We start from the raw sequence: 22,937 nt of genomic DNA, 5'->3' as shown, positions 1-22,937 counted from the left end.
GTTCAGAACTCGTTCTGCAAGGCTTTGTACCCGCGCACCAGATCGACGTTGGTGCGCGCCACGTCTTCGGAAAACTCCGAGGCGCTGACACTCACCGGCGGGAACTGCGAGAGGTCGGTGTTGGGGCCGATGCGGGTGGTGGAGGGCACGTAAAACGCGTCCGGTAAATCGCGGCCATCGACCACCGAGTTGTGCCGCACCACGCAGCCGTCACCGACCACGCAATTGAACAGCACACTGTTGAAACCGATGAATACCCGGTCGCCGACCACGCAGGGGCCATGCACGATCGAGCGGTGAGCGATCGAGGTGAATTCGCCGATGGTCACGGCGGCGCCGGATTTGGAGTGGATTACCACGCCGTCCTGGATGTTCGAATTGGCACCGATGGTAATCGGCTCCATCGCGCCTGAGGCGTCAACCTCATCCGCGCGAATCACGGCGTAGGGACCGACGAACACGTTTTCGCCGATGACCACCTTGCCGCAGATGATCGCGGTTTTGTCGACGTAGGCCGACTCGGCAATCTGCGGCAGATCACCTGAAGGATTCTTGCGGATCATGGTTGGCTCAGTGCGTTGTAAAGGGTGTTGAGGTTGTATTCGAAAAGCCCGGCAAAGGTGCTGGCCGGACCACTGGCGGCGAGGGCATCGGAGTACAACGTGCCGCCGATGTGCGCGCCGCTTTCGTCAGCGATCTGCTTGAGCAGGCGCGCGTCCTTGATGTTTTCCATGAACACCGCTTTGACTTTGGCCTGGCGGATCTGTGTGATCAGTGCGGCCACTTCGGCAGCCGAAGGTTCACGCTCAGTGGAGAGACCTTGCGGGGCCATGAAGTCGATACCGTACGCCTGACCGAGATAACCGAACGCATCGTGGCTGGTGACGATCTTGCGATTGCCCGGCGGCAATGAGCCGAGCTTGGCCTTGGCTTCGGCAAGCAGGGCATAGATCTGTTTCAGGTAGGTCTGGCTGTTGCGTTGGTAGTCGGCCTTGTTCACCGGGTCGGCAGCGATCAGCGCCTTGGTGATGTTGGCGATGTACAACTCGGTGTTGGCCAGGTTGTGCCAGGCATGCGGGTCGGGAATGGTCTCGCCGTCTTCATCGAGCGAACGCGGAATCACACCGTGGCTGGCGCTGATGAGTGGAGCCTGGGTGCCGGTGCTGGTTACCAGGCGATCGAGCCATGGTTCGAAGCCGAGCCCGTTTTTGATGATCAACTTGGCCTTGAGCAGCGCTTTGGCGTCGTCCGGTGTCGGCTCATAGGTGTGTGCATCGGCGTCCGGGCCGACCATGTTGGTGATCTGAATATGCTCGCCACCGACCTGATGCACCATGTCGGCAAGGATGCTGAAGCTGGTGACCACCGGCAATTTTTCCGCCGCCGACAACGACATCGACAGCAGCAAGCTGAACAGCACGAGTAGAACGCGCATCGGAAAACACCTCATTGGGATGTGAGCGAAGGTGGGCGGCGCAGCAGACCGTGGACCGGCCCGAACACCACGGACAGCAGATAAGCGCCACCGGCGACCAGGACGATGGCCGGCCCGCTGGGCAGCGAGTAGTCGAATGACAGCAGCAATCCGAGCCACACCGACAGGCAACCGATCAGCGCCGCAATGGCGATCAGCACTGGCAGGCGTCGGCTCCAGAAACGGGCCGCAGCGGCTGGCAACATCATCAGGCCGACCACCATCAAGGCACCAATGGCCTGGAAACCGATCACCAGATTGAGCACGATGAGGGTCAGGAACACGCCGTGGGCGAGGGGGCCGAGACGGCTGACGGTTTGCAGGAATAAGGGATCGAGGGTGTCGAGCAGCAGCGGTTTGTAGATGACTGCCATGGCGATCAGGCTGAGTGCCGAGACCCATAACATGCCGTGAAGTGTAGGGCCGTCGACCGCCAGTGCCGAGCCGAACAACAGGTGCAGCAAGTCCAGGCGTTTGCCGGCGATGCCGAGAATCAACACACCGCTGGCGAGGGAGATCGGGTAGATGGCGGCGAGACTGGCGTCTTCGCGCAGGCCAGTGCGTCGGGTGATCCAGGCGGCAAGCCCAGCCATGCTCAGGCCGGCACCCAGACCACCCAGGGTCAACGCGGGCAGACTCAGGCCGGCGAACCAGAAGCCCAATGCTGCGCCTGGCAGAATGCCGTGGGCGACCGCGTCGCCGATCAGACTCATACGCCGCAGGATCAGGAACACGCCAAGTGGCGCCGTGCTGCAGGCCAGCAGCAATCCACCCAATAGCGCTCGGCGCATGAATACGAACTCGCTGAACGGTTGCCAGAAATGGCTGACGGCGAGCATCAGGCCACCTGCGTGCTGGGTGTTTGCTGGATCAGTTCGGCGCTGGCGCCGAACGCGCATTCCCGATTTTTGATTAACAGCGTCTGCGGGATATGTTGGCGAACGGCCGCAAGGTCATGGCAGACCACCAGCAATGTTCGCCCTTCGGCGTGCCAGGCGTGGATGTGTTGCCAGAGCAATTGCTGACCCAGTTCATCGAGTGCGGCGTGGGGTTCGTCGAGAAGCAGTAACGGCGCGTCAGCCAGGCTTAAACGGGCGAGCAACGCGCGTTGCAGTTCGCCGCCAGAGAGAGCCATCAGTGGGCGCTTTTCGAGCCCGTTCAAGTGCCAGTGTTCGAGTGCGTTGGTCAGGCGTTGTGCGCGCAGTTGTGTCGATAGTCGTCGGCCCCAGAAACCAGCGGCCACCAGTTCCTCAAGACTGATGGGGAACTGTCGGTCGAGGTGTTGCTGTTGCGGTAGGAACGACAGTCCACCTTGGCGTGGAACGCCTAGCGCGACTTTTCCGGATAACGGTTTCTGCAATCCCGCGATGACTTTCAGCAGGCTGCTTTTGCCGCAGCCGTTAGCGCCGACGATAGCGCTCAGGCTGCCGCTTTCCAGCGCGATGGTGAGTGGGGAGGTCAGCGGTTGGCCCGGGGCGCCCCAGCTCAGGGTATGGCAGCGGATCATGCAAGCTCCCGGTGCCAATGACTTTCGGCGACGGCATCGTGGGCGTGCAGGCTTTCAGCATGAATCACTCGCAGGTGGAATCCGCTGACGCCAGGCGAGCGGCGCAGGGCCAGATTGAGTCGCCGCGCGGCGTCTTCGCAGAACATCAGGTTTTGCCCATTGGCCAGAGCGAAAGCTTGTTCGTCGGCGCGTTTAACTGCGGTTTGCACGGCGGTACCGAGCGCGGCTTCGGCGTCGTTGATGATTACGCTCAAAGGCAGTTCGTCGATGAACTCCTCCAGGTCCATGTGCAATTGCGCGGTGCTGCGTTGGCTATGCGGCGTGGCAACGACTCCTTGGCTTGATCCAAGCCACGCCAGAACCTCTGCGTGCTGAAGTGGCTTGTTGGCAAAATCATCAATGAATTGCTGCTGGATCAACTGCCGCGCTAGTGCTGCCGAGCACGGGCAAGTTGAGGAGTAGGGCACCTCGATTTTCAGTTCCACGTGGAACACTTTGTTTTTCAAGCTGGCACAAATGCTCACTGGATAGCTTTTCCATCCGGCCAATGGGCTGACCAGCGCCGGCCTTTTCAACAGAACTTCGCTATGGATACTCAGGTAGGCGTTACTGGATAAACCATGGTGACTATCCAGGAAATCCTCGAGTACCTGACGCAAAACCCGTGGAGAAAGGTTCTGCCGCTCAAGCGTCGCCAGGGCCAGATACAACCGTGACATGTGAATGCCGCGTGCCTCGCCATCATCGAGACTAACGCCCGCATCAGCCTTCGCGCTCAGGCGTTGGCCCTCGAATAAAACGGGCAAGGCAATGCCGCGCATTCCCACCCACTCAAGCGGTAGTGCTTGGCGAGCGGCTTGAGTGGCGATATCCGGAAGTGTCAGCGAATTCATGTTCGGGACCATCGTGTTGATTGAATTGAATGTTACATTATAACAATTCAAATCACGATGCCTTTTTCATGAACGGGTTTTCATATGCACAGACGCCATTTGCTCAATTTGTTCCTGGCCAGCGCTGCCTTCGCCTTGCCGTTCAGTGTGTCAGCTGCTCAGGTACGCAACGCGCGGCTCTGGCGTTCTGATGAAAAGCTGCGATTGGTCTTCGATTTAAGCGGCCCCGTCCGCTACAAAACCTTCTCCCTGAGTGCCCCGGAACGCTTGATCATTGATCTGTCCGGGGCAAGTTTGAGTGGTGATTTCAGTCAATTGGTGTTGGTCAACACGGCTATTCGCGCCATCCGCTCCGGGCACTTTGGTCAGGGAGATACCCGTATCGTTCTCGATCTGAACAATCCAGTGCTGTTGAACAGCTTTCTTTTGGCGCCGCAGGACGGCCAGGGTCACCGCTTGGTGCTGGATCTGGTGAACGCCAGGCAGGCTCCAAACACGGCAATGGTTCCACGTGAAACACCCACCAATAAGCCTCACGCCAAGCGCGACATCATTGTTGTGGTCGATCCTGGACACGGCGGAAAAGACCCTGGCGCGGTCGGTGCCAAGGGCGAGCGAGAAAAAGACGTCGTACTTTCCATCGCGCAGTTGCTCGCCAAACGGCTGAAAAAAGAGAGAGGTTTCGACGTCAAACTGGTGCGTAATGACGATTTTTTTGTGCCACTTCGCAAGCGTGTGGATATCGCTCGTCAGCACAAGGCCGACATGTTTATCTCCGTGCATGCCGATGCAGCACCGCGTCTGACGGCCTCGGGAGCTTCGGTGTATTGCCTGTCGGAAGGCGGCGCGACGTCAGCGACAGCGCGCTTCATGGCGCAGCGCGAAAATGGCGCGGACCTGCTCGGCGCTACCAGTCTGCTCAATCTCAAAGACAAGGATCCGATGCTCGCCGGCGTGATCCTCGACATGTCGATGAACGCCACCATCGCCGCCAGCCTGCAACTCGGCAGCACTGTACTCGGCAGTCTGCAAGGCATCACCACGCTGCATCAGAAGCGCGTGGAACAGGCGGGATTTGCCGTCTTGAAGTCGCCGGATGTGCCGTCGATTCTGGTGGAAACCGGCTTCATTTCCAACGCGCGTGATAGCCAGCGGCTGGTGACGACCCGACACCAACAGGCTATCGCTGACGGTTTGTTCGAAGGATTGCAGCGTTATTTTCAGAAGAACCCGCCGATCGACAGCTACATCGCCTGGCAGTTGGATCAGCAAAAAGCGCAGGTCTAGCAGCCAGTGATCCGGCTGCAGGTGAATTTCGCACTGCTGCCTCCCGAGCTGGAAAAGCGATTGATCGTCGTCCAGCCGACTCGACGGGTGTAGCCGACCCAGGCTTCTCCGTCAGAGGCGATTCCGGTGAAGAACGTCAGTTGGCCAAAACGACTGTTGGTCTGCGCCCAGTAGCGTTTGCCGTCGTTTTCAAAGCCCCGCAGGTAAATCGTACTGCCCACCGTATTCACACTGTAAGCATTGCCTTGCGCATCGACACAGGCCAGCAGATTGGCGCTGCGTGTGCAGTTGGCGAGCATTGGGGTTTGTCCCCAGGCGTTGGCACCCGACAGCAATGCAAGGCTCAGCAGTGAGCATTTCAGGGCTTTTTTCATCACGGTTCCGGACGGGCAGATTGCGTGCAGCTTCCTGCTCTTTGTCGGTTTGAGCAAGAGCGGGTCTGGCTTATTCATATTGTTATAATATAACATTAAATTTGAATTGAGCCTGAGCTCGCCGATTTAAAGCGTCTGCTTCTGCCACAACGCTGTTTTGAAGCCAGAGAACGCGGTGCGTTATGCCATTTCCCGGCATAAGCGCCCATCGGCCACCACCTGATGAGGATTATCCAATGTCATACCCGCTTCCCGTAACCGTTCTTTCAGGCTTTCTCGGCGCCGGAAAAAGTACACTTTTGAATTACGTACTACGTAATCGAGAAGGTTTGCGTGTCGCTGTCATCGTTAACGATATGAGCGAAATCAATATTGATGGCAGCGAAGTCCAGCGCGATGTCAGCCTGAACCGCGCTGAAGAAAAACTTGTAGAGATGAGCAACGGCTGTATCTGCTGTACGTTACGCGAGGACCTGCTTGAAGAGGTCAGCAAACTCGCCCGCGAAGGTCGTTTCGATTATCTGCTCATCGAATCCACCGGAATTTCCGAACCGCTGCCTGTCGCCGAGACGTTTACCTTCCGCGATGAGCAGGGTCAGAGCCTCGCCGACGTTGCGCGACTCGACACCATGGTTACGGTAGTCGACGGCATGAATTTCCTCATCGATTACCAGGCTGCAGAGAGTCTCGCTTCCCGTGGCGAAACTTTGGGGGAGGAAGACGAACGCTCGATCACCGATCTGTTGATCGAGCAAATCGAGTTCGCCGACGTCCTGCTGATCAGCAAGATCGACCTCATCAGCCGCCAGGCGCGCGACGAGTTGACGGCAATCCTCAAGCGCCTCAACGCCCAGGCGCAAATCATCCCGATGGTGATGGGCGAGGTGCCGCTGGAGCAGATCCTCAACACCGGGCGTTTCGATTTCGAAAAAGCCGCCCAGGCCCCGGGTTGGTTACAGGAATTGCGCGGTGAACATGTGCCGGAAACCACCGAGTACGGCATTGCCTCCACCGCTTACCGGGCGCGTCGCCCGTTTCATCCGCAGCGCTTCTACAACTTCATTGACCGTCCGTGGACGAACGGTAAATTGCTGCGCTCCAAAGGCTTCTTCTGGCTCGCCAGTAAAGCCACCGATGCGGGCAGTTGGTCGCAGGCGGGCGGCCTGATGCGCCACGGTTTTGCCGGACGCTGGTGGCGTTTTATACCCAAAAACCAATGGCCGCAGGATCAGGAAAGCACCGCCGCAATCATGAAAAACTGGACGCCGAGTGTCGGCGATTGCCGTCAGGAGTTGGTGTTCATTGGTCAGAACATCGATTTTCCACAGCTCTCTGCTGAACTCGACGCCTGCTTGCTGACGGATCAGGAAATGGCCGTTGGCGCCGAAGGTTGGCGCTTGCTGCCGGATCCGTTCGGCCCTTGGCACGACGAGGCCGCCTGATGCTTGCGCTCAAACTGCAACAGAACCGGGCGCGCTGCCAGCATCAGGGGGCGACGCCGAAAACCCTCACGCGAATCCTTGAAGATGACGTCAATCTCGCGGTCTGGCAGCGCCAAATGCCGCTGCACATCGCCGATTTCGCAGCGTTGCTGCTGTCGCTCAACGAGCCTTTGGCGCAGTCGCTCTGCATCGAATTGCCGGACGAAGACGCTGACCCCGATCTCAGCGGACTGGCAGCCGGGTTCCGTGATCTGGAAGGCCACGAAGGTTTTATCGCTGATCTGCAATGGCTGGTCAGTGCCTTCGCCTGCTTGCTGGGTGCACGCCGTGTCGGCCTGCGCCTGCGGGTGCTGGACAAGGCCATGTGCCCGCGCTTCCATGTCGATCATGTGCCGGTGCGCCTGATCACCACGTACGCGGGAATCGGCAGTCAGTGGCTCAAGGAAGGGGTGATGGATCGCGAGCAGTTGGGCCAGGCGAACGCCGAGCCGCAGGACATGGCGCAGATCCAGCAACTGCAGAGCGGGGACGTGGCGCTATTGAAAGGCGAGAAGTGGCATGGCAATGAAGGCTTCGGCCTGATTCATCGTTCCCCGCAACCGGCACTGGGTGAACGACGGCTGCTGCTGACCCTCGACTGGCTCGCTTGACGGCTCAAGGCTTGAGCCACTTGCCCTGACTCTGGCCTTCGCAGTACGGCTTTAAATACGCCGCGTCGGAGGCAACACCGTAATAGTGGATATCCTGGCGATAGGGCATATTGGCGACTTGCGCGTTGCTGCACACGCCGAACGCGCCGCTCGGGCACTGGTCGACGTACTGCACCTCGACTTTTTGCCCGGCCAGGGTCGGTTGGCAGAAACCATCGCTGAACAATTTCTCGGGAATATTGCGGTTCTGCTGACAGACCTTGACGTCGAGCCGCTCACCCTGGCTGTGCACAACGCAGGCTTGAGCCAAGGCTTCGCTCGACACCAGCATCAACAGCAACGACCATCCCATCCAACGCATGTCCAGTCCTCTCAGAAAACGCCCAGCCATGTTGCAGAACATTCCCACCCATGTCATCGCCGGCCCGTTGGGCGCCGGCAAGACCAGCCTGATTCGCCAACTGATGGCGCAACGGCCGGACGACGAGCGCTGGGCTGTACTGATCAATGAATTCGGCCAGATCGGTCTCGATGCCGCGCTGCTGACCCGCGACGCCGATGGTATCGCACTGGGTGAAGTCGCTGGGGGCTGTTTGTGTTGCGTCAACGGCGCGCCGTTTCAGATCGGCCTCGGCCGTTTACTGCGCAAGGCCAGGCCGGATCGGCTGTTCATCGAACCGTCCGGTCTGGGGCATCCGGCGCAATTGCTCAAGCAATTGAGCGAGGCGCCATGGCGGGGTGTGCTCGCAGTGCAGCCCTGTGTGTTGGTGCTGGATGCACAGGCGCTAGCTGCCGGGAAAACCTTGCCGTCCGCTCAGCAGGAGGCGCTGGCCTGCGCCGGTTTGCTGTTACTGAACAAAGCCGAAAGTCTGGATGAAGCCATGCGGCAGACCATCGCCGAGCGTTTGCCGCGGGTCAGGCTGATCTGGACACAGCAGGCGCAACTGCCTTTGCTTGAGCTACCGGGTGTGACTGCGCAAGCCGTAGCGGGTGTGGATAACTTCGCCGTACCCAAGGGGGCAGGGCCGATCCCGGCGCTCTGGAGCGATCCGGCAGTGCCGATTTGCCTTAGCCAGGCGCAGGAGGGCGGCTGGAGCATCGGCTGGCGTTGGCATCCGGGCCAGACGTTCGATACGCAACGCATGAGCGCATGGCTACAGGCCCTGAACTGGCGGCGGGCCAAGCTGGTTATCCACAGCGATGAGGGCTGGGTTTCGGCCAATGCTCTGGATAACGCTGAGCTCAACTGGCAGCCGAGCGAATGGCGCCGGGATTCGCGTATCGAACTGATCTTCGCCGATTCGCAGCATATCGATGCTTTGCAGGCAGGCCTGGCGCGATGCCGGGTTCGGGCGGATTAGTTTACGGCTTCCACTTGTTGTGTTCCTGGCGCCACTGACTCAGCTCGATCACTTCGGCCCGTGGGCGGGTGACTTCGACCACCGGCGGCGTGTCGTCGAACGGCGCCGGGTAGGGCGCCAGTTCGATCTGCGCGCTGTGCGCGCCAAACTGGGTGATGGTGCCGTTGTGCCGGGTTTCGCCGGTCACGGTGAACTCGAAGTTGTAGACCCGGGCCAGGCGCCGCCGACCGCTGGCATCCTTGATCAAACCGATTTTCTTCAACGCCACGTTGCCGTCCAGCAGCTCGACGCCGACGTTGATGCAATGCTGCTTGACCCGCTCCAGCGCCCGCTCGCGCAAGCCGTGGTTGTGCCATAGCCATGCGCCGGCAGCGGCGAACAGCATCAGCACGAAGATGTTTTCAAGGGTCAGCATCAACAGGAAACTCCAAAAGATAGGTCCAGCTTAACTGCGTCGCCGGTCTGTCGTACAGGCTGTGTTTCGTCGCATACTGCGCGGCTTGAATTTCAATCGTTTTACGGAATAACCCGAATGAAACGTACGCCTCATCTGCTCGCCATTCAGTCCCATGTGGTCTTCGGCCATGCCGGCAACAGCGCTGCGGTTTTTCCGATGCAGCGGGTCGGGGTGAATGTCTGGCCGCTCAACACCGTGCAGTTTTCCAACCACACCCAGTACGGCCAATGGGCCGGTGAAGTGCTGGCGCCGCAGCAGATTCCCGAACTGGTCGAAGGCATCGCTGCCATTGGCGAGCTGGGCAACTGCGACGCGGTGCTCTCCGGCTACCTAGGCAGCGCGGCGCAAGGCCGGGCGATTCTCAGTGGCGTTGCGCGCATCAAGGCGGTCAACCCGAAGGCGCTGTACTTGTGCGACCCAGTCATGGGCCACCCGGAAAAAGGCTGCAGTGTGCCGGCTGAAGTCAGCGATTTCCTGCTGGAGGAAGCAGCGGCAGTGGCGGACATCATGTGCCCGAACCAGCTGGAACTGGACAGCTTCTCCGGGCGCAAGCCGCAGTCGCTGTTCGATTGCCTGGCGATGGCTCGGGCGCTGCTGACGCGCGGACCCAAAGCAGTGCTGGTCAAGCATCTGGATTATCCGGGCAAGCCGGCAGATGGTTTCGAGATGTTGTTGGTGACCGCTGACGAAAGCTGGCACCTGCGCCGTCCGCTGCTGGCGTTTCCGCGTCAGCCGGTGGGCGTGGGCGATCTGACGTCGGGACTGTTCCTGGCGCGGGTGCTGTTGGGCGACAGTCTGGTGGCGGCGTTTGAGTTCACCGCAGCGGCGGTGCATGAAGTGCTGCTGGAGACCCAGGCGTGTGCCAGCTATGAGCTGCAACTGGTACGGGCGCAGGACCGGATCGCGCATCCGCGGGTGAAATTCGAGGCGACGGCGATCAGTCTGTAAGACCGCGTTACGTCCATTCGCGAGCCAGCCCGCTCCCACATTCGGCCGCGTTCTCATGGGGGAACGGCGATTAAATGTGGGAGCGGGCTTGCTCGCGAAAGATATCTGTAAAGCGACATCATTCCAAAGGGCTGATCAGGCGTCGCCCTTGATCTCCTGATAACGCTTCTCCAGCTCCTGGCGAATCTGCCGGCGCTGCTGAGCCTGCATGTAGCGGCGCTTGTCTTCGCTGTTCTGCGGTTGCAGCGGCGGTACTGCCGCCGGTTTGCGCTGGTCATCCACCGCGACCATGGTGAAGAAGCAGCTGTTGGTGTGGCGCACCGAGCGCTCGCGGATGTTCTCGGTCACCACTTTGATGCCGACTTCCATCGAGGTGTTGCCGGTGTAGTTGACCGACGCGAGGAAGGTCACCAGTTCGCCGACATGGATCGGCTCGCGGAAAATCACCTGATCCACCGACAGCGTCACCACGTAGCGGCCGGCATAGCGGCTCGCGCAGGCGTAGGCCACTTCGTCGAGGTATTTGAGCAGGGTACCGCCGTGGACATTGCCAGAGAAGTTGGCCATGTCGGGGGTCATCAGTACCGTCATCGACAGTTGGGCGTTTCCGGGTTCCATAACGTTCTCACGGATCAAGGCTGGATTGCTGGAAGCACCTCTGCGGGTGCCTGGTCGCTTTTTCAAAAGCACCGTTATCGGGACGCCAGGCGACTGGCTGCCGTCACGCCGGTATCGATCTGTTTCCTTATATTGCACCGCCTTCCAGCCGGAAGTCGCGGTGTTAACCTGCAAAAGGCCCTGTCCAAGGGCAATTCCCACACCAAAAGCGGATTTTTACCCAGCTCGCTCAGACCTTTCTGATGTCTGACCGCGGGTCACGTCATACAAGGAGCCCACACCATGCATGCCATCAGCTTTATTCAGGACCTGGCAGTGATCATGCTGGTCGCAGGTGTGGTCACCGTGCTGTTTCACCGCTTCAAGCAGCCGGTGGTGCTCGGCTACATCGTCGCCGGTTTCATCATCGGCCCGCACACGCCGCCGTTCGGCCTGATCCACGACGAAGAAACCATCAAGACCCTCGCCGAACTGGGGGTGATCTTCCTGATGTTCTGTCTGGGTCTCGAATTCAGTCTGCGCAAGTTGTTCAAGGTCGGCGCCACGGCGTTCATCGCGGCGTTCCTCGAAATCGTGCTGATGATCTGGATCGGCTACGAAATCGGCCGCTGGTTCGACTGGAACACCATGGATTCGCTGTTTCTGGGGGCGATCCTGGCGATTTCCTCGACCACCATCATCGTCAAGGCGCTCAATGACCTGAAGATGAAGAACGAGCGCTTTGCCCAGTTGATCTTCGGCGTATTGATCGTTGAGGACATCCTTGGCATCGGCATCATCGCCTTGCTGTCGAGCATCGCTGTCAGCGGTACGGTCAGCTCGGGTGAAGTATTTTCCACGGTCGGCAAGCTGTCGCTGTTCATGATCGTCGCGCTGGTGGTCGGCATTCTGCTGGTGCCGCGCCTGCTGGCGTACGTCGCCAAATTCGAAAGCAACGAAATGCTGCTGATCACCGTGCTGGGCCTGTGCTTCGGTTTCTGCCTGCTAGTGGTCAAGCTCGAATACAGCATGGTGCTCGGCGCCTTCCTGATCGGTGCGATCATGGCCGAGTCGCGGCAGTTGCTGAAAATCGAGCGCCTGATCGAGCCTGTGCGCGACCTGTTCAGTGCGATCTTCTTTGTGGCGATCGGTCTGATGCTCGATCCGATGATCCTGCTGCAATATGCGTGGCCGATCGCGGTGATTACCGTGGCTGTTGTGCTCGGCAAGATGTTGTCCTGCGGCCTCGGCGCGTTTATCGCCGGCAACGACGGACGCACCTCACTGCGCGTCGGTATGGGGCTGTCACAGATTGGCGAATTTTCCTTCATCATCGCTGCACTCGGGATGACACTTCAGGTCACCAGCAACTTCCTGTATCCGGTAGCGGTGGCGGTTTCGGTGATTACCACGCTGCTGACGCCGTACCTGATTCGCGCGGCTGATCCGCTGTCGATCAAGCTGTCTGCCGCAGTGCCCAAGCGTCTCGGGCGGGTGTTCGGAATGTACGGCGAATGGCTGCGCAGCATCCAGCCGCAAGGCGAGGGTGCGATGCTGGCGGCGATGATTCGGCGGATCCTGCTGCAGGTCGGGGTCAATCTGGCGCTGGTGATCGCGATTTTCTTCAGCGGTGCGTTCTTTGCCGGACGGCTGTCGGTGTGGATGCAGGACTGGATCGGCGACCCGAGCTGGCAGAAAGCCTTGATCTGGGGCGGGGCGCTGATGCTGTCGTTGCCGTTTCTGATCGCCGCTTATCGCAAGCTCAAGGCGCTGTCGATGCTGCTGGCGGAGATGGGCGTGAAGCCGGAGATGGCCGGGCGGCACACCCAGCGAGTGCGGCGGGTGATCTCCGAGGTGATCCCGATTCTCTCGTTGCTGGTGATCTTCCTGCTGCTGGCAGCCTTGTCGGCCAGTATCCTGCCGACCAACAAGTTGCTGGTGCTGATCGCCGTGGTCGCGGCCGCCGTGGCGGCGATGCTCTGGCGCTGGTTCATCCGCGTGCACACGCGGATGCAGGTGGCCCTGCTGGAAACCCTCGACAACCACAAGGAGTCGTCGGGGCACTGATCAGTCGGGGCGTCTGGCCACTCAGCTTTCCAGCCAGACGTCCCGTGCCCAATGCCAGACCGATTCCCAGGACTCTTCGGTGATCAACTCTTCTTCGCCGGACCACAGCACCACGGTGCCGTCCTCTTCGACGCAGTAGTAGTTGTCGCCGTCCTGGCAGATCGGGATCAGGTCGCGCGGTACACCGATGTCCCACGCATTGGCTGCGACGTCCGGCAAGTAGGTGTGCGATTGCGGGTCGGTGACAGTCACCGGCTCAAGGCTGCCGTAAACCACATCGCTGACGGTCAGCAAAAACTCTTTGAAGACAAATGGGATGTTGATGAAGAGTTCTTCTTCGACTTCAACCAACTGGTCTTCGTCAGGCAACTCCAGGGGAACCGGTACGGGTTCGTTGGCTTCGCGCAGTTGTTCGATGATTTCTTCCACGTCCGGGATCCTCTTGCTTGAATGGCGCGGTTTATATGGGCCGGTTTATACAGTAGCTCGCTATAGATGCAACCGCGAAATAGAAAACCCCAGCCGAGGCTGGGGTTTTTATTACCACATGCGTAGCGCAGAGGGATCAGCCGTTCTGGCGGATACCGGCCACCAGCCAAGGCTGGTTGTCGCCCTGCGGACGTTCCATGTTCCAGCTTTCGCTGAACACTTCGCCCTGGTCGAAACGCGAGGTCTTCGACACGCCGCTGAAGGTCAGGGTGGCGATGGTCTTGTCGGCACGATCATCCACGCCGTCCAGCTGCACTTGCAGGTTGTCGATGTAGGTCGACTGGAAGCCTTCGCCCAGGTCCGCACGCTCACGCTTGAGGAAGTCGAGCATCTGCGGGGTCACGAACTCGGCGATCTTGTCCATTTCGTTGGCGTCCCAGTGCTGCTGCAGCGACTGGAAATGACTACGAGCGGCGGCAAGGAAGTTCTGCTCGTTGAACCAGGCAGGTGCGTTGATCACCGGACGAGCAGCAACCGGAGCGGCCGAGCCACCGAAGATCGAACCCATGGCCGCAGGCTTCTGCTCGAACACTTCACGCTGCATCGGCGCGCCGGCCGGAGCCAGGTGTTCCTGCTGCTTGCGTCGACGGGCGGCAATGAAGCGGAAGATCACGAACGCAATCACGGCCATGATCAGGATGTCGAAGATCTGCATGCCCTGGAAGCCGCCGCCCATGAACATGGAAGCGAGCAGGCCACCGGCGGCGATGCCGGCCAGAGGGCCGAGCCATTTCGAGGCGCCACCGGCCTTGGCAGCGGCGCCAGCGGCACCGGCAGCACCAGCGGTCGCTGCTGCGCCGCCCATGCCTGGAGAAGAAGGAGCCATCTGGCTGGTCTGGTGCGTCGGCGCAGCGCCGGCGCTTTTGCCACCACCGAAGCGCTTGGCGTTGGCGTCGAGGCTCATCGTCAGGCCGATGCACAACGCCATGGCGATGCTAAGAAAACGTTTCATAAAGGGAATTCCCGTTTGTGGAGACACGCGCGCCATGTTGCACAGCTGAAGTGTTACTGGCTAGCGAGAGAGTGTTTCGGGCTTTTGCCTGACAGGTTACGTTCAGCTCGGTCGAGGCAATCAGGCCATGTACTTTTGGCTGTAGGAAAACTGGATAGGTTCAGTGAGAAATTGCTTAGCGACGAAACGCCAGCATCACCACACCCGCCGTGATCAGACCGATGCCGCCCCATTGGCGCAGGTCGAGTTTCTCGCCCAGCAGGATCACGCCGAGCACCGCCACGAGCACCACGCTGAGCTTGTCCACCGGGGCGACCAGCGAGGCCGGGCCGACTTTCAGCGCGCGGAAGTAACACAGCCATGATGCGCCGGTACCCAGACCGGACAACAGCAGGAACAAGTAGCTCTTGGCGGAGATCGATCCCAAGGACTGATATTGGCCCGTGGCGTACAAAATCAAGGCCAGACTGACCAGTACCACGATGGTGCGCAGCAGGGTGGCGAAGTCGGAATTGACGTTTTCGATGCCGACTTTGGCGAAGATCGCCGTCAATGCGGCGAAAGTCGCCGAGAGCAGGGCCCAGAATGTCCAGGAAGAAAAGAAGCCTGAGCCCATGAATTGCTCCCGTGTCGAATCGAGGTTTACACAAAACCCTGTGGGAGCGAGCCTGCTCGCGAAAGCTTCACTGCGGTTTATCAGATAAGCCGTGGTGATTTCATTCGCGAGCAGGCTCGCTCCCACAGAAACGCAAAACCAGTATTCAGATTGCTTCCAGCTTGGCGTAGCCCAGCATCAGCCACTTGCTGCCCTCGCTGAAATTCACCTGCACCCGCGCCTGCGCGCCGGCACCTTCGAAGTTCAGGATCACACCGTCGCCAAAGATCGAATGGCGTACGGTCTGGCCCAGGCTGAAGCCGGTTTCCGGAATCTCGCTGCCGCTGAACAGGTTGCTGCCGCTCATCGACTGGTTGCCGCCGAACGGTCGGCTGACGCTGTTCGACAGGCGCACTTCCTGAATCAGGCCTTTCGGCACTTCACGGACGAAGCGCGAGACCTTGTTGTAGGTTTCGCTGCCGTACAGGCGTCGGGTTTCAGCATAGGTCATCACCAGATTCTGCATGGCCCGGGTGATGCCCACGTAGGCCAGGCGTCGTTCTTCCTCAAGACGCCCAGGCTCTTCCAGGCTCATCTTGTGCGGGAACAGGCCTTCTTCCATGCCCACCAGGAACACGTAAGGGAATTCCAGGCCTTTGGCGCTGTGCAGGGTCATCAGCTGAATGCTGTCTTCGTGCTCGTCGGCCTGGGTGTCGCCGGCTTCCAGCGAGGCGTGGCCGAGGAACGCCGCCAGAGGCGACAGCTCTTCGTCTTCTTCGGTGTTCTCGAAGTTGCGCGCGGCGCTGACCAGTTCCTCAAGGTTTTCCACCCGGGCCTGGCCTTTCTCGCCTTTTTCCGCTTCGTGATAGGCGATGAGGCCCGATTGCTCGATGACAGTTTGCGTCATCAAGTGCAGCGGCATCTCCATGCACTTGGCGGCGAGGTTTTCGATCAGCTCGATAAACGCACCCAGTGCACCGGCAGCACGTCCGGTCAGACCTTTATTGGCCACCAGTTGGCGCATCGCTTCCCACATCGACACGTCGCTGTGGCGTGCATGGTCGCGGATCGCTTCGACGGTTTTTTCGCCAATGCCACGGGCCGGCACGTTGATCACCCGCTCCAGCGCCGCATCGTTGCCGCGCCCTTCGAGCAAACGCAGGTAGGCCATGGCGTTCTTGATTTCCGCGCGCTCGAAGAAGCGCTGACCGCCGTAGATGCGGTACGGAATGCGTTCGCGCAGCAACGCTTCTTCGAGAACGCGTGATTGGGCGTTGGAGCGGTAGAGAATCGCGATATCGCTGCGTGCCAGGCCGGTTTTCAGCGCGCTTTCGATGGTTTCGACAACGTAGCGTGCTTCGTCGTGCTCGTTGAACGCGGCGTACAGGTTGATCGCTTCGCCGTCGCCGCCATCGGTCCACAGCTCTTTACCCAGACGCCCGGTGTTGTTGGCGATCAGGGCGTTGGCGGCCTTGAGGATGCCGGCGGTGGAGCGGTAGTTCTGCTCCAGACGAATGGTCACCGAATCCGCGAAGTCGGACGAGTACTGATGAATGTTCTCGATTTTCGCGCCACGCCAGCCGTAGATCGACTGGTCGTCGTCGCCGACCACCATCAGGCTGTCGCCGCCCTTGCCCAGCAGACGCAACCAGGCGTACTGCACGGCGTTGGTGTCCTGGAACTCGTCCACCAGAATGTGCCGGAAGCGCTTCTGATAGTGCGCCAGCAGGCCCGGGTGATCGCGCCACAGATCGAGGGCGCGCAGCAGCAGTTCGGAGAAGTCGATGACGCCGGCGCGCTGGCAAGCGGCCTCGTAGGCCTCATAGATGCCGCGCATGGTGGCCAGGTACAAATCGCCGCTGGCCTGAATGTGTTGCGGACGCAGACCTTCGTCTTTCTGCCCGTTGATGAACCACTGGGCCTGACGGGCCGGCCAGCGTTGTTCGTCCAGCCCCAGCTCGCGGATCACCCGCTTGACCAGCCTTTGCTGGTCGTCGCTGTCGAGAATCTGGAAGGTCTGGCTCAAGCCCGCTTCCTGCCAGTGCGCCCGCAGCAAGCGGTGCGCCAGGCCGTGGAAGGTGCCGACCCACATGCCGGCCGGGTTGATACCCAGCAACTGCTCGATGCGGTGACGCATCTCGGCAGCGGCCTTGTTGGTGAAGGTCACCGACAGAATGGAGTGGGGCGAGGCGTTTTCGACCTGGATCAACCAGGCGATACGGTGCACCAGCACTCGGGTTTTACCGGAACCGGCACCGGCCAGGACCAACTGACGGCCAACGGGGGCTGCTACGGCCTGGCGTTGGGCATCGTTGAGGGAGTTCAGCAGAAGGGAGAGATCATCGCGCATCGGGGCATTCTAGGGTGCGCCGCAGGCCCGGGCAAACCGAGCTTTGCATTAGCCGATGAAAGTGCCGCCAATGACGACCGGTCGGTCACTGGCTACAGGCTTTGGCCCGCCTCGCTCTGCGGGTTTTGCCAGCGATCGGGCGGGGAAAAGTTTCGCTCAAATTATGATCTGGAGCAGTTTGGCAACGGGATCGGCTTGTGTATGCTCCGTCCACGTTTCGGGCCCATGCTCACTCCTATAAGAACAAAAACATTGCAAAAGACCCTCAGCTCAGACCTGTCGGGCCCCTCTGTGGAACCCCGGGTCATCCGCAAGCATTACGCCACCGAAATGGCGGTGGAACGCACGCGCCTGCTTTATCAGGGCTCACTGCTGCCCACGTTGTTCATGCTACTCAATGGTCTGGTCTGCGCCGGTTTGCTCTGGAGTCCGCAGCGCTATTTCGTGGTCAGCATCTGGCTGGTCTGGTTGTTGTCGCTGGTGGCGCTGCGAGTGATTCAGGTCGCCGCGTTCGATTCGGCGATCCCGGACCGTCAGGCCCAGCCGATCTGGTTCCGCATGTTCCTGCTGGGCTCGACCATGACCGGTCTGACCCTGGCCGGCGCCGGTATTGCGCTGGTGCCCGCCGACAACTTCATGCAGCAAGCCTGGGTGTTCGGCCTGATCGGCGCCGCGACGTTGTCCGCCAGCGTCGCCTACGCGGTCAGCCTGCCGGCCTTCCTGTCCTTTACCTTGCCGTGCCTGCTGCCGGCGATCGGTTACCTGTTCTGGGGCGGCGATGAACAGGCGCGGGGCTGGGGCTGGCTGGGGCTGATCCTGCTCGGCTCGCTGAGTGTGGTGGCGTGGCAAGTCAATCGGTTGATCGATCGCGGGCTACTGCGGCGCTTCCAGAATCAGCACCTGATCGAGCATTTGCAGCAGGCGCAGAGCCGTAGCGAACAGCTCAATCAAGCCCTGGGCAAAGAGGTCGAGCAGCGCCGTTGTGCCGAAGGTGCATTGCGTGAGGCGCAGGTCGAACTGGAAGACCGCGTGGCACAGCGCAGCCGCGAACTGGACGCGGCCAATCAGGCGCTGAGCAAAAGCGAAGCCCGTCTGGCTCTGGCTTTGAAGGCCAGCGAGCTGGGGCTGTGGGACTGGAACCTGCAAACCGACGAAGTTCACCACACACAGATCCAGGAGCTGTTCGGCCTGGCACCGGAATACGTCACGGCGATCCTGCGCGACCTCAAGCCACGCCTGCACCCCGAGGATGTGCCGTCGCTCAAGCAGGCGCTGATCGAGCACCTGAAAGGTCGCACCGAGGACTATCAGATCGAGTACCGCGTACGTCACGGCGACGGTCATTGGGTGTGGATCGAGGATCGCGGCCGCGCCGTGGAGCGCAGTGACAGTGGGCGGGTGATCCGCATGGTCGGCACCCGGCGCGACATCAGCGCCAGCAAAAGCCTTGAAGAGCAGCAAAGGCTGGCCGCCACGGTGTTCGAAGCGGCCAGCGAAGGCATCGTGATTCTCGACCCGAACTATGCGCTGATCGCGATCAATCAGGCGTTCAGTCGGGTCACCGGTTATGACATCGAAGACATGCTCGGGCGCAATGTCGTCGAACTGCCGTGCAGTCGTGATGCCCGGCGCCATTACGTCGCGATCCGTCACGCGCTGGAGCAGCACGGCAGCTGGCAGGGCGAACTGGTCGAGACCCGCAAGAACGGCGAGTTGTATCCGCAGTGGCTGCAACTCAACGCGGTGCGCGACCGTCGGGGAAATGTAAGCCATATCGTCGGCTTCTTCGCCGATCTTTCCGCGCGGCGCGAATCCGAAGAACGCATGCGCTACCTGACGCATTACGATGAACTCACCGGGCTGGCCAACCGCTCGCTGTTCCGCGAGCGCCTGCACGAAGCCCATCAGCGCGTGCGTCAGGGCGGACGGCGCAGTCTGGCATTGCTGCATATCAACCTGGATCGCTTCAAATTGCTCAACGACAGCCTCGGTCACGAGGTGGCGGACCAACTGCTGCAGAAAATGTCCCGGCGACTGGTCAACGCGTTGCCGGAGGCTGACACCATCGCGCGCTTGTCCGGTGATGAATTTGCCGTGCTGTTCGATGCCTATGGCAACTTGTCGAGTCTGGCGCGAGTCGCCACGCGACTATCGAGCAAGCTGCGCCTGCCACTGACCGTTGAGGGGCATGAGTTGGTGGTCAGCGCTTCGATGGGCATCAGCATGCTACCGGACAACGCCCGGGAAATTTCTGCGCTGGTCAGTCAGTCGAACATGGCCATGCAACACGCCAAGCACTTGGGCGGCAACAATTTCCAGTTCTATACCGACAGCCTGCAGGCCAGCACCCTGGAGCGGCTGCAACTGGAAAACCAGCTGCGCAAAGCCATCGAGGACAAACAGCTCAAAGTGTTCTATCAACCGAAGCTGTGCCTGCAAACCGGGCGCCTGAATGCGGCGGAAGCGCTGGTGCGCTGGGACCATCCGAGCATGGGTCGAGTGCCGCCGGGGGACTTCATCGGGCTGGCCGAGGAGACCGGGCTGATCGGGCCGATCGGCGAATTCGTCCTGCGCCAGGCTTGCTGGCAGGCGTGCGAGTGGCAGCGCCAGTGTCTGGAACCGATCCGCGTGTCGGTGAACCTGTCGGTGCATCAACTGCGTCAGGGCAAACTGGTCAGTCTGGTGCGCCAGGTGCTGGAAGAAACCGGGCTGGCGCCGCACTACCTGGAACTGGAACTCACCGAAAGCCAGTTGCTCGACAGCGTTGAACACATCATCGCCACCTTCCAGCAACTGCGCGATCTGGGCGTGAAGCTGGCGATCGATGATTTTGGCACCGGCTATTCGTCGCTGAGCTACCTCAAGCGCATCCCGGTGGATTACGTGAAGATCGATCAGGCGTTCATTCGTGGACTGGGGCAGAGCAGTGAGGATGCGGCGATCACCCGCGCGATCATTGCCATGGCCCATGGATTGTCGTTGAAGGTGGTAGCCGAAGGTGTCGAGCGGCAAGAGCAGCTGGAGTTTTTACGCGTCGAGCATTGCGATGAAGTGCAGGGCTATCTGATCAGTCGCCCCGTGGAGGCTGCCGCTCTGGCCGGGCTTTTGCGCGAACAGGAAAAACCGTTTTAAGGGCTACATGCACCCCATCGCGCCTGATATGGGGACATGGAGTTACGCATTGAGCAGGCAAAAAGCCAATTCATGTAGTATAACTACAAGCGTGCTACATCCTTGCCCATAAGAAGAGTCCAGCCCCTTGAATCTGCTGCAACACATCGCCCAGTCACGTCACCTGTTACGCAAGTCGGAGCTCAAGGTCGCCGACCACGTGCTGCTTGACCCTGCGGCCGTGATGCACAGTTCCATGGCCGACCTGGCCCACAGCGTTGGCATCAGCGAGCCGACCATCGTGCGCTTCTGCCGGGCCATTGGCTGCTCCGGGTTTCAGGATCTCAAGCTCAAGCTGGCGCAGAGCCTGGCTGCCGGGGCCAGCTTCGGTCAGTTCGCGATTCACGAAGACGATTCGGTCGCCGACTACAGCCTGAAGATTTTCGACACCACGTTGCACACCCTGATGGAAGTTCGCGAGAAGCTCGATCCGGTGGAGTTGCAGCGGGCGGTGACGTTGATGTCGCAGGCGCAGCGCGTCGAGTTCTATGGCTTCGGCGCGTCCGGCGCGGTGGCGGCGGACGCGCAGCACAAGTTCTTCCGTTTGCTGCTGACCGCAGCGGCGTACTCCGATCCGCACATGCAGGCGATGTCAGCGGTAACTTTGAAGCCGACCGACGTGGCGATCTGCATTTCCCAGTCCGGCCGCTCTAAGGACCTGCTGATCACCGCCAACCTTGTTCGCGAGAGCGGCGCTTCGCTGATCACCCTGTGCCCGAGCCAGACACCGTTGGCTGAGCTGTCGTCCGTCAACCTGGCGATCGATGTGCATGAAGACACCGAAATCTACACCCCGCTGACCTCGCGCATCGCCCACCTGGTGGTGATCGATGTGCTGGCGATGGGCGTGGCCATGGCGCGCGGGCCGAGCCTGGTCAATCACCTCAAGAGCGTGAAACGCAGCCTGCGCAGCTTGCGTTTGTCGCCGAAGGCCGTAAAGGCGCTGGACGATTAAGCAAGGTCATTGCGACCTTGTTCGCGAGCAAGCCCGCTCCCATAGTTGATCTCGATAGACACAGAATTTGTGGTCACCGTAGATCCTTTGTGGGAGCGGGCTTGCTCGCGAAGGCGGCCTCCCACACACCACAGCTCTGTGAAACTTTCATCGCACTGTCATCCCCGCGCAGCCAAACCGTCATCCCCCGCGCCTATCGTGAAACTCCCGTACTCGCCTTGGGAGACTCGAAATGGCTCAGCCCTACGAAGAACGCAACAGCGCCGCGAAAACCCGTCGTCAACAGGAAGACCAACGCCGCATGGAATTCCGTCGCGCGATCGAAGATCGCTTCGAACTCCGTCAGCTTCAGAGCGAAATCAGCGATTTCCCCGAGGACATCGAACTCAACTACTGGCAGGCCGCACCGGCAGCTTCCCGTCGAAGCGCTCAACCAGCGCGCTGATCTGCACCCGTTCGCTGCGGATAAACGCCAGGAAGGCGTGCGCCACCGGTGACAGCCGTTTGGCCTTGGCCTGCACCAGGCACCAGCTGCGAAACAGCGGCAATTCTTCGACCGGCAGCTCGACCAGGCCGCCGGTCGCCAGCTCCAGGTTCAGGGCGTGGCGCGTCAACAGCGCCAGTCCCAGACCCGCCACCACGCATTCGCGCTGGGCTTCGGCCGAGGCCACTTCCTGAGTCTGGGTGAAGTGCACGCGTTTCTCTTTGAAGTATTCCTCGCAGGCCAGTCGCGTGCCTGATCCCGACTCGCGGATCAGCAGCGTGTAGGGCTCAAGATCCTGCAGGCGCAGCGGCCCCATGTGTGCCAACGGATGGTCCGGGCGCGCCACGGCGACAATCGGATTGTTCAGAAACGGCAGAAATTCCAGGCCCATGTCCTGCGGCACCATCGACATGATCACCAGATCGTCGCGGTTGTCCGAGAGGCGGCGGATCACCTGGCCACGGTTGACCACCGTCAGTTGCAGGTTCACTTCCGGGTGCTGGCGCTTGAAGGCGGCGAACAGGTGTGGCACGAAGTACTTGGCGCTGGATTCCACTGCCAGCTTCAGTTGGCCTTGCAGCGAGCCCTGCATGTCCGACAGCTGCATGTCGAGGTTTTCCAGGCGGCCGAAGATATCCCGGCTGGCCCGCTGCAGGGCTTCGGCAGCCTCGGTCATGTAGAGTTTTTTGCCGACATAATCGAATAATGGCTGGCCGATCAGCTCTTCGAGCTGACGAATCTGTAGGCTGACGGCCGGTTGTGTGAGAGACATTTCATCGGCTGCGCGGCTGTAGGAGCGCAAATCACACACTTCGTTGAAAATCTGCAATTGGCGTAATGTCATACGCATCAAGGACTTACGCATTTCTTATGGGCTCTGACGG

The 22,937-nt window shown here is 60.4% G+C and carries 23 protein-coding genes; 9 read left to right on the top strand and 14 right to left on the bottom strand.

Translation table 11 applies throughout. The annotated features are described in order from the left end of the window. Nucleotides 1-2: 2 nt before the first annotated feature. From AC1UK9_RS28205 to folE2, 5 genes are read right to left on the bottom strand one after another with little or no spacing between them, the layout of a single operon-like run. Nucleotides 3-563, bottom strand: a complete 561-nt coding sequence (locus AC1UK9_RS28205) for a gamma carbonic anhydrase family protein (RefSeq protein WP_025112617.1) — start codon at nt 561-563, stop codon at nt 3-5. Then, complete coding sequence (locus AC1UK9_RS28200) at nt 560-1,435, bottom strand: metal ABC transporter substrate-binding protein (protein ID WP_482578884.1); 876 nt, start codon at nt 1,433-1,435, stop codon at nt 560-562. The genes AC1UK9_RS28205 and AC1UK9_RS28200 overlap by 4 nt, the downstream gene beginning before the upstream one ends. 11 nt (nt 1,436-1,446) lie before the next feature. Continuing rightward, nucleotides 1,447-2,313 carry a metal ABC transporter permease gene (locus AC1UK9_RS28195; RefSeq protein WP_482578883.1) on the bottom strand — a complete coding sequence of 289 codons (867 nt, stop codon included), beginning with the start codon at nt 2,311-2,313 and terminating at the stop codon, nt 1,447-1,449. Continuing rightward, nucleotides 2,313-2,981, bottom strand: coding sequence for a metal ABC transporter ATP-binding protein (locus AC1UK9_RS28190; RefSeq protein WP_473013991.1), 669 nt, complete (start codon nt 2,979-2,981; stop codon nt 2,313-2,315). The genes AC1UK9_RS28195 and AC1UK9_RS28190 overlap by 1 nt, the downstream gene beginning before the upstream one ends. Continuing rightward, entirely contained in the window at nt 2,978-3,874 is an 897-nt protein-coding gene (folE2, locus tag AC1UK9_RS28185) for a GTP cyclohydrolase FolE2 (protein WP_482578882.1), read from the bottom strand. The genes AC1UK9_RS28190 and folE2 overlap by 4 nt, the downstream gene beginning before the upstream one ends. An 84-nt stretch (nt 3,875-3,958) precedes the next feature. Between folE2 and AC1UK9_RS28180 the strand changes: the two genes are divergently transcribed. Beyond that, nucleotides 3,959-5,161, top strand: a complete 1,203-nt coding sequence (locus tag AC1UK9_RS28180) for an N-acetylmuramoyl-L-alanine amidase (RefSeq protein ID WP_482578881.1) — start codon at nt 3,959-3,961, stop codon at nt 5,159-5,161. Here AC1UK9_RS28180 and AC1UK9_RS28175 read toward each other — a convergent pair. Continuing rightward, nucleotides 5,158-5,535, bottom strand: a complete 378-nt coding sequence (locus AC1UK9_RS28175; protein ID WP_025112623.1) for a hypothetical protein — start codon at nt 5,533-5,535, stop codon at nt 5,158-5,160. The genes AC1UK9_RS28180 and AC1UK9_RS28175 overlap by 4 nt on opposite strands. Nucleotides 5,536-5,771: 236 nt before the next feature. Between AC1UK9_RS28175 and zigA the strand changes: the two genes are divergently transcribed. Together zigA and AC1UK9_RS28165 are read left to right on the top strand one after the other, a co-directional pair. Then, nucleotides 5,772-6,977, top strand: a complete 1,206-nt coding sequence (gene zigA, locus AC1UK9_RS28170) for a zinc metallochaperone GTPase ZigA (RefSeq protein WP_482578880.1) — start codon at nt 5,772-5,774, stop codon at nt 6,975-6,977. Further along, nucleotides 6,977-7,627, top strand: coding sequence for a DUF1826 domain-containing protein (locus AC1UK9_RS28165; protein WP_482578879.1), 651 nt, complete (start codon nt 6,977-6,979; stop codon nt 7,625-7,627). The genes zigA and AC1UK9_RS28165 overlap by 1 nt, the downstream gene beginning before the upstream one ends. A 4-nt stretch (nt 7,628-7,631) precedes the next feature. Here AC1UK9_RS28165 and AC1UK9_RS28160 read toward each other — a convergent pair whose 3' ends face one another. Beyond that, the gene (locus AC1UK9_RS28160; RefSeq protein WP_473013985.1) at nt 7,632-7,988 is read right to left on the bottom strand and encodes an NADH:ubiquinone oxidoreductase; all 357 of its coding nucleotides are present in this window, start codon (nt 7,986-7,988) and stop codon (nt 7,632-7,634) included. A gap of 28 nt (nt 7,989-8,016) precedes the next feature. Here AC1UK9_RS28160 and AC1UK9_RS28155 point away from each other — a divergent pair, with 28 nt between their 5' ends. Beyond that, the gene (locus AC1UK9_RS28155) at nt 8,017-8,988 is read left to right on the top strand and encodes a CobW family GTP-binding protein (protein ID WP_473013984.1); all 972 of its coding nucleotides are present in this window, start codon (nt 8,017-8,019) and stop codon (nt 8,986-8,988) included. A 1-nt stretch (nt 8,989) separates the two neighbouring features. Here the strand turns inward: AC1UK9_RS28155 and AC1UK9_RS28150 are convergent, their stop codons facing one another. Beyond that, nucleotides 8,990-9,403 carry a DUF3301 domain-containing protein gene (locus AC1UK9_RS28150; RefSeq protein WP_025112628.1) on the bottom strand — a complete coding sequence of 138 codons (414 nt, stop codon included), beginning with the start codon at nt 9,401-9,403 and terminating at the stop codon, nt 8,990-8,992. Nucleotides 9,404-9,520: 117 nt separating this feature from the next. Here AC1UK9_RS28150 and pdxY point away from each other — a divergent pair, with 117 nt between their 5' ends. Beyond that, complete coding sequence (pdxY, locus tag AC1UK9_RS28145; protein ID WP_473013983.1) at nt 9,521-10,393, top strand: pyridoxal kinase PdxY; 873 nt, start codon at nt 9,521-9,523, stop codon at nt 10,391-10,393. A gap of 135 nt (nt 10,394-10,528) precedes the next feature. On the opposite strand, the gene AC1UK9_RS28140 is transcribed toward pdxY, so the two are convergent. Then, nucleotides 10,529-11,011 (bottom strand): acyl-CoA thioesterase, encoded by a 483-nt coding sequence (locus tag AC1UK9_RS28140; RefSeq protein ID WP_003229693.1) that lies wholly within the window; start codon nt 11,009-11,011, stop codon nt 10,529-10,531. A gap of 282 nt (nt 11,012-11,293) precedes the next feature. Here AC1UK9_RS28140 and AC1UK9_RS28135 point away from each other — a divergent pair, with 282 nt between their 5' ends. Further along, nucleotides 11,294-13,057 (top strand): cation:proton antiporter, encoded by a 1,764-nt coding sequence (locus tag AC1UK9_RS28135; protein WP_482578878.1) that lies wholly within the window; start codon nt 11,294-11,296, stop codon nt 13,055-13,057. Between the two features lie 21 nt (nt 13,058-13,078). On the opposite strand, the gene AC1UK9_RS28130 is transcribed toward AC1UK9_RS28135, so the two are convergent. From AC1UK9_RS28130 to uvrD, 4 genes are all read right to left on the bottom strand, one after another. Beyond that, nucleotides 13,079-13,486, bottom strand: coding sequence for an SMI1/KNR4 family protein (locus tag AC1UK9_RS28130; protein WP_095113175.1), 408 nt, complete (start codon nt 13,484-13,486; stop codon nt 13,079-13,081). A gap of 136 nt (nt 13,487-13,622) precedes the next feature. Next, nucleotides 13,623-14,498, bottom strand: coding sequence for a Tim44 domain-containing protein (locus tag AC1UK9_RS28125; RefSeq protein WP_025112631.1), 876 nt, complete (start codon nt 14,496-14,498; stop codon nt 13,623-13,625). Between the two features lie 175 nt (nt 14,499-14,673). Then, on the bottom strand, nt 14,674-15,114 hold the full coding sequence (locus AC1UK9_RS28120; protein WP_016984014.1) for an EamA family transporter: 441 nt from the start codon (nt 15,112-15,114) through the stop codon (nt 14,674-14,676). Nucleotides 15,115-15,259: 145 nt separating this feature from the next. Then, entirely contained in the window at nt 15,260-17,443 is a 2,184-nt protein-coding gene (uvrD, locus tag AC1UK9_RS28115) for a DNA helicase II (protein WP_025112633.1), read from the bottom strand. Nucleotides 17,444-17,644: 201 nt separating this feature from the next. Between uvrD and AC1UK9_RS28110 the strand changes: the two genes are divergently transcribed. The 3 genes from AC1UK9_RS28110 to AC1UK9_RS28100 all read left to right on the top strand — a co-directional run bounded on the left by AC1UK9_RS28110 (nt 17,645) and on the right by AC1UK9_RS28100 (nt 22,014). Further along, nucleotides 17,645-20,575, top strand: coding sequence for a putative bifunctional diguanylate cyclase/phosphodiesterase (locus AC1UK9_RS28110; RefSeq protein ID WP_482578877.1), 2,931 nt, complete (start codon nt 17,645-17,647; stop codon nt 20,573-20,575). Between the two features lie 127 nt (nt 20,576-20,702). Beyond that, a complete protein-coding gene (gene hexR, locus AC1UK9_RS28105) occupies nt 20,703-21,569 on the top strand; it encodes a transcriptional regulator HexR (protein WP_482578876.1) in 867 nt (288 codons plus the stop codon). Nucleotides 21,570-21,801: 232 nt separating this feature from the next. Then, nucleotides 21,802-22,014 carry a PA3496 family putative envelope integrity protein gene (locus tag AC1UK9_RS28100; RefSeq protein WP_007962241.1) on the top strand — a complete coding sequence of 71 codons (213 nt, stop codon included), beginning with the start codon at nt 21,802-21,804 and terminating at the stop codon, nt 22,012-22,014. Here AC1UK9_RS28100 and AC1UK9_RS28095 read toward each other — a convergent pair. Next, nucleotides 21,956-22,918 (bottom strand): LysR family transcriptional regulator, encoded by a 963-nt coding sequence (locus AC1UK9_RS28095; RefSeq protein ID WP_482578875.1) that lies wholly within the window; start codon nt 22,916-22,918, stop codon nt 21,956-21,958. The genes AC1UK9_RS28100 and AC1UK9_RS28095 overlap by 59 nt on opposite strands. Between the last annotated feature and the right edge of the window lie 19 nt (nt 22,919-22,937).

The organism is Pseudomonas sp. AK-TSAG1-1 (genome assembly GCF_056821665.1).
Note: the sequence above shows the minus strand (reverse complement) of the source record. Positions and strands in the feature narration are given on the sequence as shown.

Excerpts from the sequence above, each read along its gene's own strand:
- AC1UK9_RS28205 (WP_025112617.1), bottom strand. The coding sequence starts at position 563 with ATGATCCGCAAGAATCCTTCAGGTGATCTGCCGCAGATTGCCGAGTCG.
- AC1UK9_RS28200 (WP_482578884.1), bottom strand. The coding sequence starts at position 1,435 with ATGCGCGTTCTACTCGTGCTGTTCAGCTTGCTGCTGTCGATGTCGTTG.
- AC1UK9_RS28195 (WP_482578883.1), bottom strand. The coding sequence starts at position 2,313 with ATGCTCGCCGTCAGCCATTTCTGGCAACCGTTCAGCGAGTTCGTATTC.
- AC1UK9_RS28190 (WP_473013991.1), bottom strand. The coding sequence starts at position 2,981 with ATGATCCGCTGCCATACCCTGAGCTGGGGCGCCCCGGGCCAACCGCTG.
- folE2 (WP_482578882.1), bottom strand. The coding sequence starts at position 3,874 with ATGAATTCGCTGACACTTCCGGATATCGCCACTCAAGCCGCTCGCCAA.
- AC1UK9_RS28180 (WP_482578881.1), top strand. The coding sequence starts at position 3,959 with ATGCACAGACGCCATTTGCTCAATTTGTTCCTGGCCAGCGCTGCCTTC.
- AC1UK9_RS28175 (WP_025112623.1), bottom strand. The coding sequence starts at position 5,535 with ATGAAAAAAGCCCTGAAATGCTCACTGCTGAGCCTTGCATTGCTGTCG.
- zigA (WP_482578880.1), top strand. The coding sequence starts at position 5,772 with ATGTCATACCCGCTTCCCGTAACCGTTCTTTCAGGCTTTCTCGGCGCC.
- AC1UK9_RS28165 (WP_482578879.1), top strand. The coding sequence starts at position 6,977 with ATGCTTGCGCTCAAACTGCAACAGAACCGGGCGCGCTGCCAGCATCAG.
- AC1UK9_RS28160 (WP_473013985.1), bottom strand. The coding sequence starts at position 7,988 with ATGCGTTGGATGGGATGGTCGTTGCTGTTGATGCTGGTGTCGAGCGAA.
- AC1UK9_RS28155 (WP_473013984.1), top strand. The coding sequence starts at position 8,017 with ATGTTGCAGAACATTCCCACCCATGTCATCGCCGGCCCGTTGGGCGCC.
- AC1UK9_RS28150 (WP_025112628.1), bottom strand. The coding sequence starts at position 9,403 with ATGCTGACCCTTGAAAACATCTTCGTGCTGATGCTGTTCGCCGCTGCC.
- pdxY (WP_473013983.1), top strand. The coding sequence starts at position 9,521 with ATGAAACGTACGCCTCATCTGCTCGCCATTCAGTCCCATGTGGTCTTC.
- AC1UK9_RS28140 (WP_003229693.1), bottom strand. The coding sequence starts at position 11,011 with ATGGAACCCGGAAACGCCCAACTGTCGATGACGGTACTGATGACCCCC.
- AC1UK9_RS28135 (WP_482578878.1), top strand. The coding sequence starts at position 11,294 with ATGCATGCCATCAGCTTTATTCAGGACCTGGCAGTGATCATGCTGGTC.
- AC1UK9_RS28125 (WP_025112631.1), bottom strand. The coding sequence starts at position 14,498 with ATGAAACGTTTTCTTAGCATCGCCATGGCGTTGTGCATCGGCCTGACG.
- AC1UK9_RS28120 (WP_016984014.1), bottom strand. The coding sequence starts at position 15,114 with ATGGGCTCAGGCTTCTTTTCTTCCTGGACATTCTGGGCCCTGCTCTCG.
- uvrD (WP_025112633.1), bottom strand. The coding sequence starts at position 17,443 with ATGCGCGATGATCTCTCCCTTCTGCTGAACTCCCTCAACGATGCCCAA.
- AC1UK9_RS28110 (WP_482578877.1), top strand. The coding sequence starts at position 17,645 with ATGCTCCGTCCACGTTTCGGGCCCATGCTCACTCCTATAAGAACAAAA.
- AC1UK9_RS28100 (WP_007962241.1), top strand. The coding sequence starts at position 21,802 with ATGGCTCAGCCCTACGAAGAACGCAACAGCGCCGCGAAAACCCGTCGT.
- AC1UK9_RS28095 (WP_482578875.1), bottom strand. The coding sequence starts at position 22,918 with ATGCGTAAGTCCTTGATGCGTATGACATTACGCCAATTGCAGATTTTC.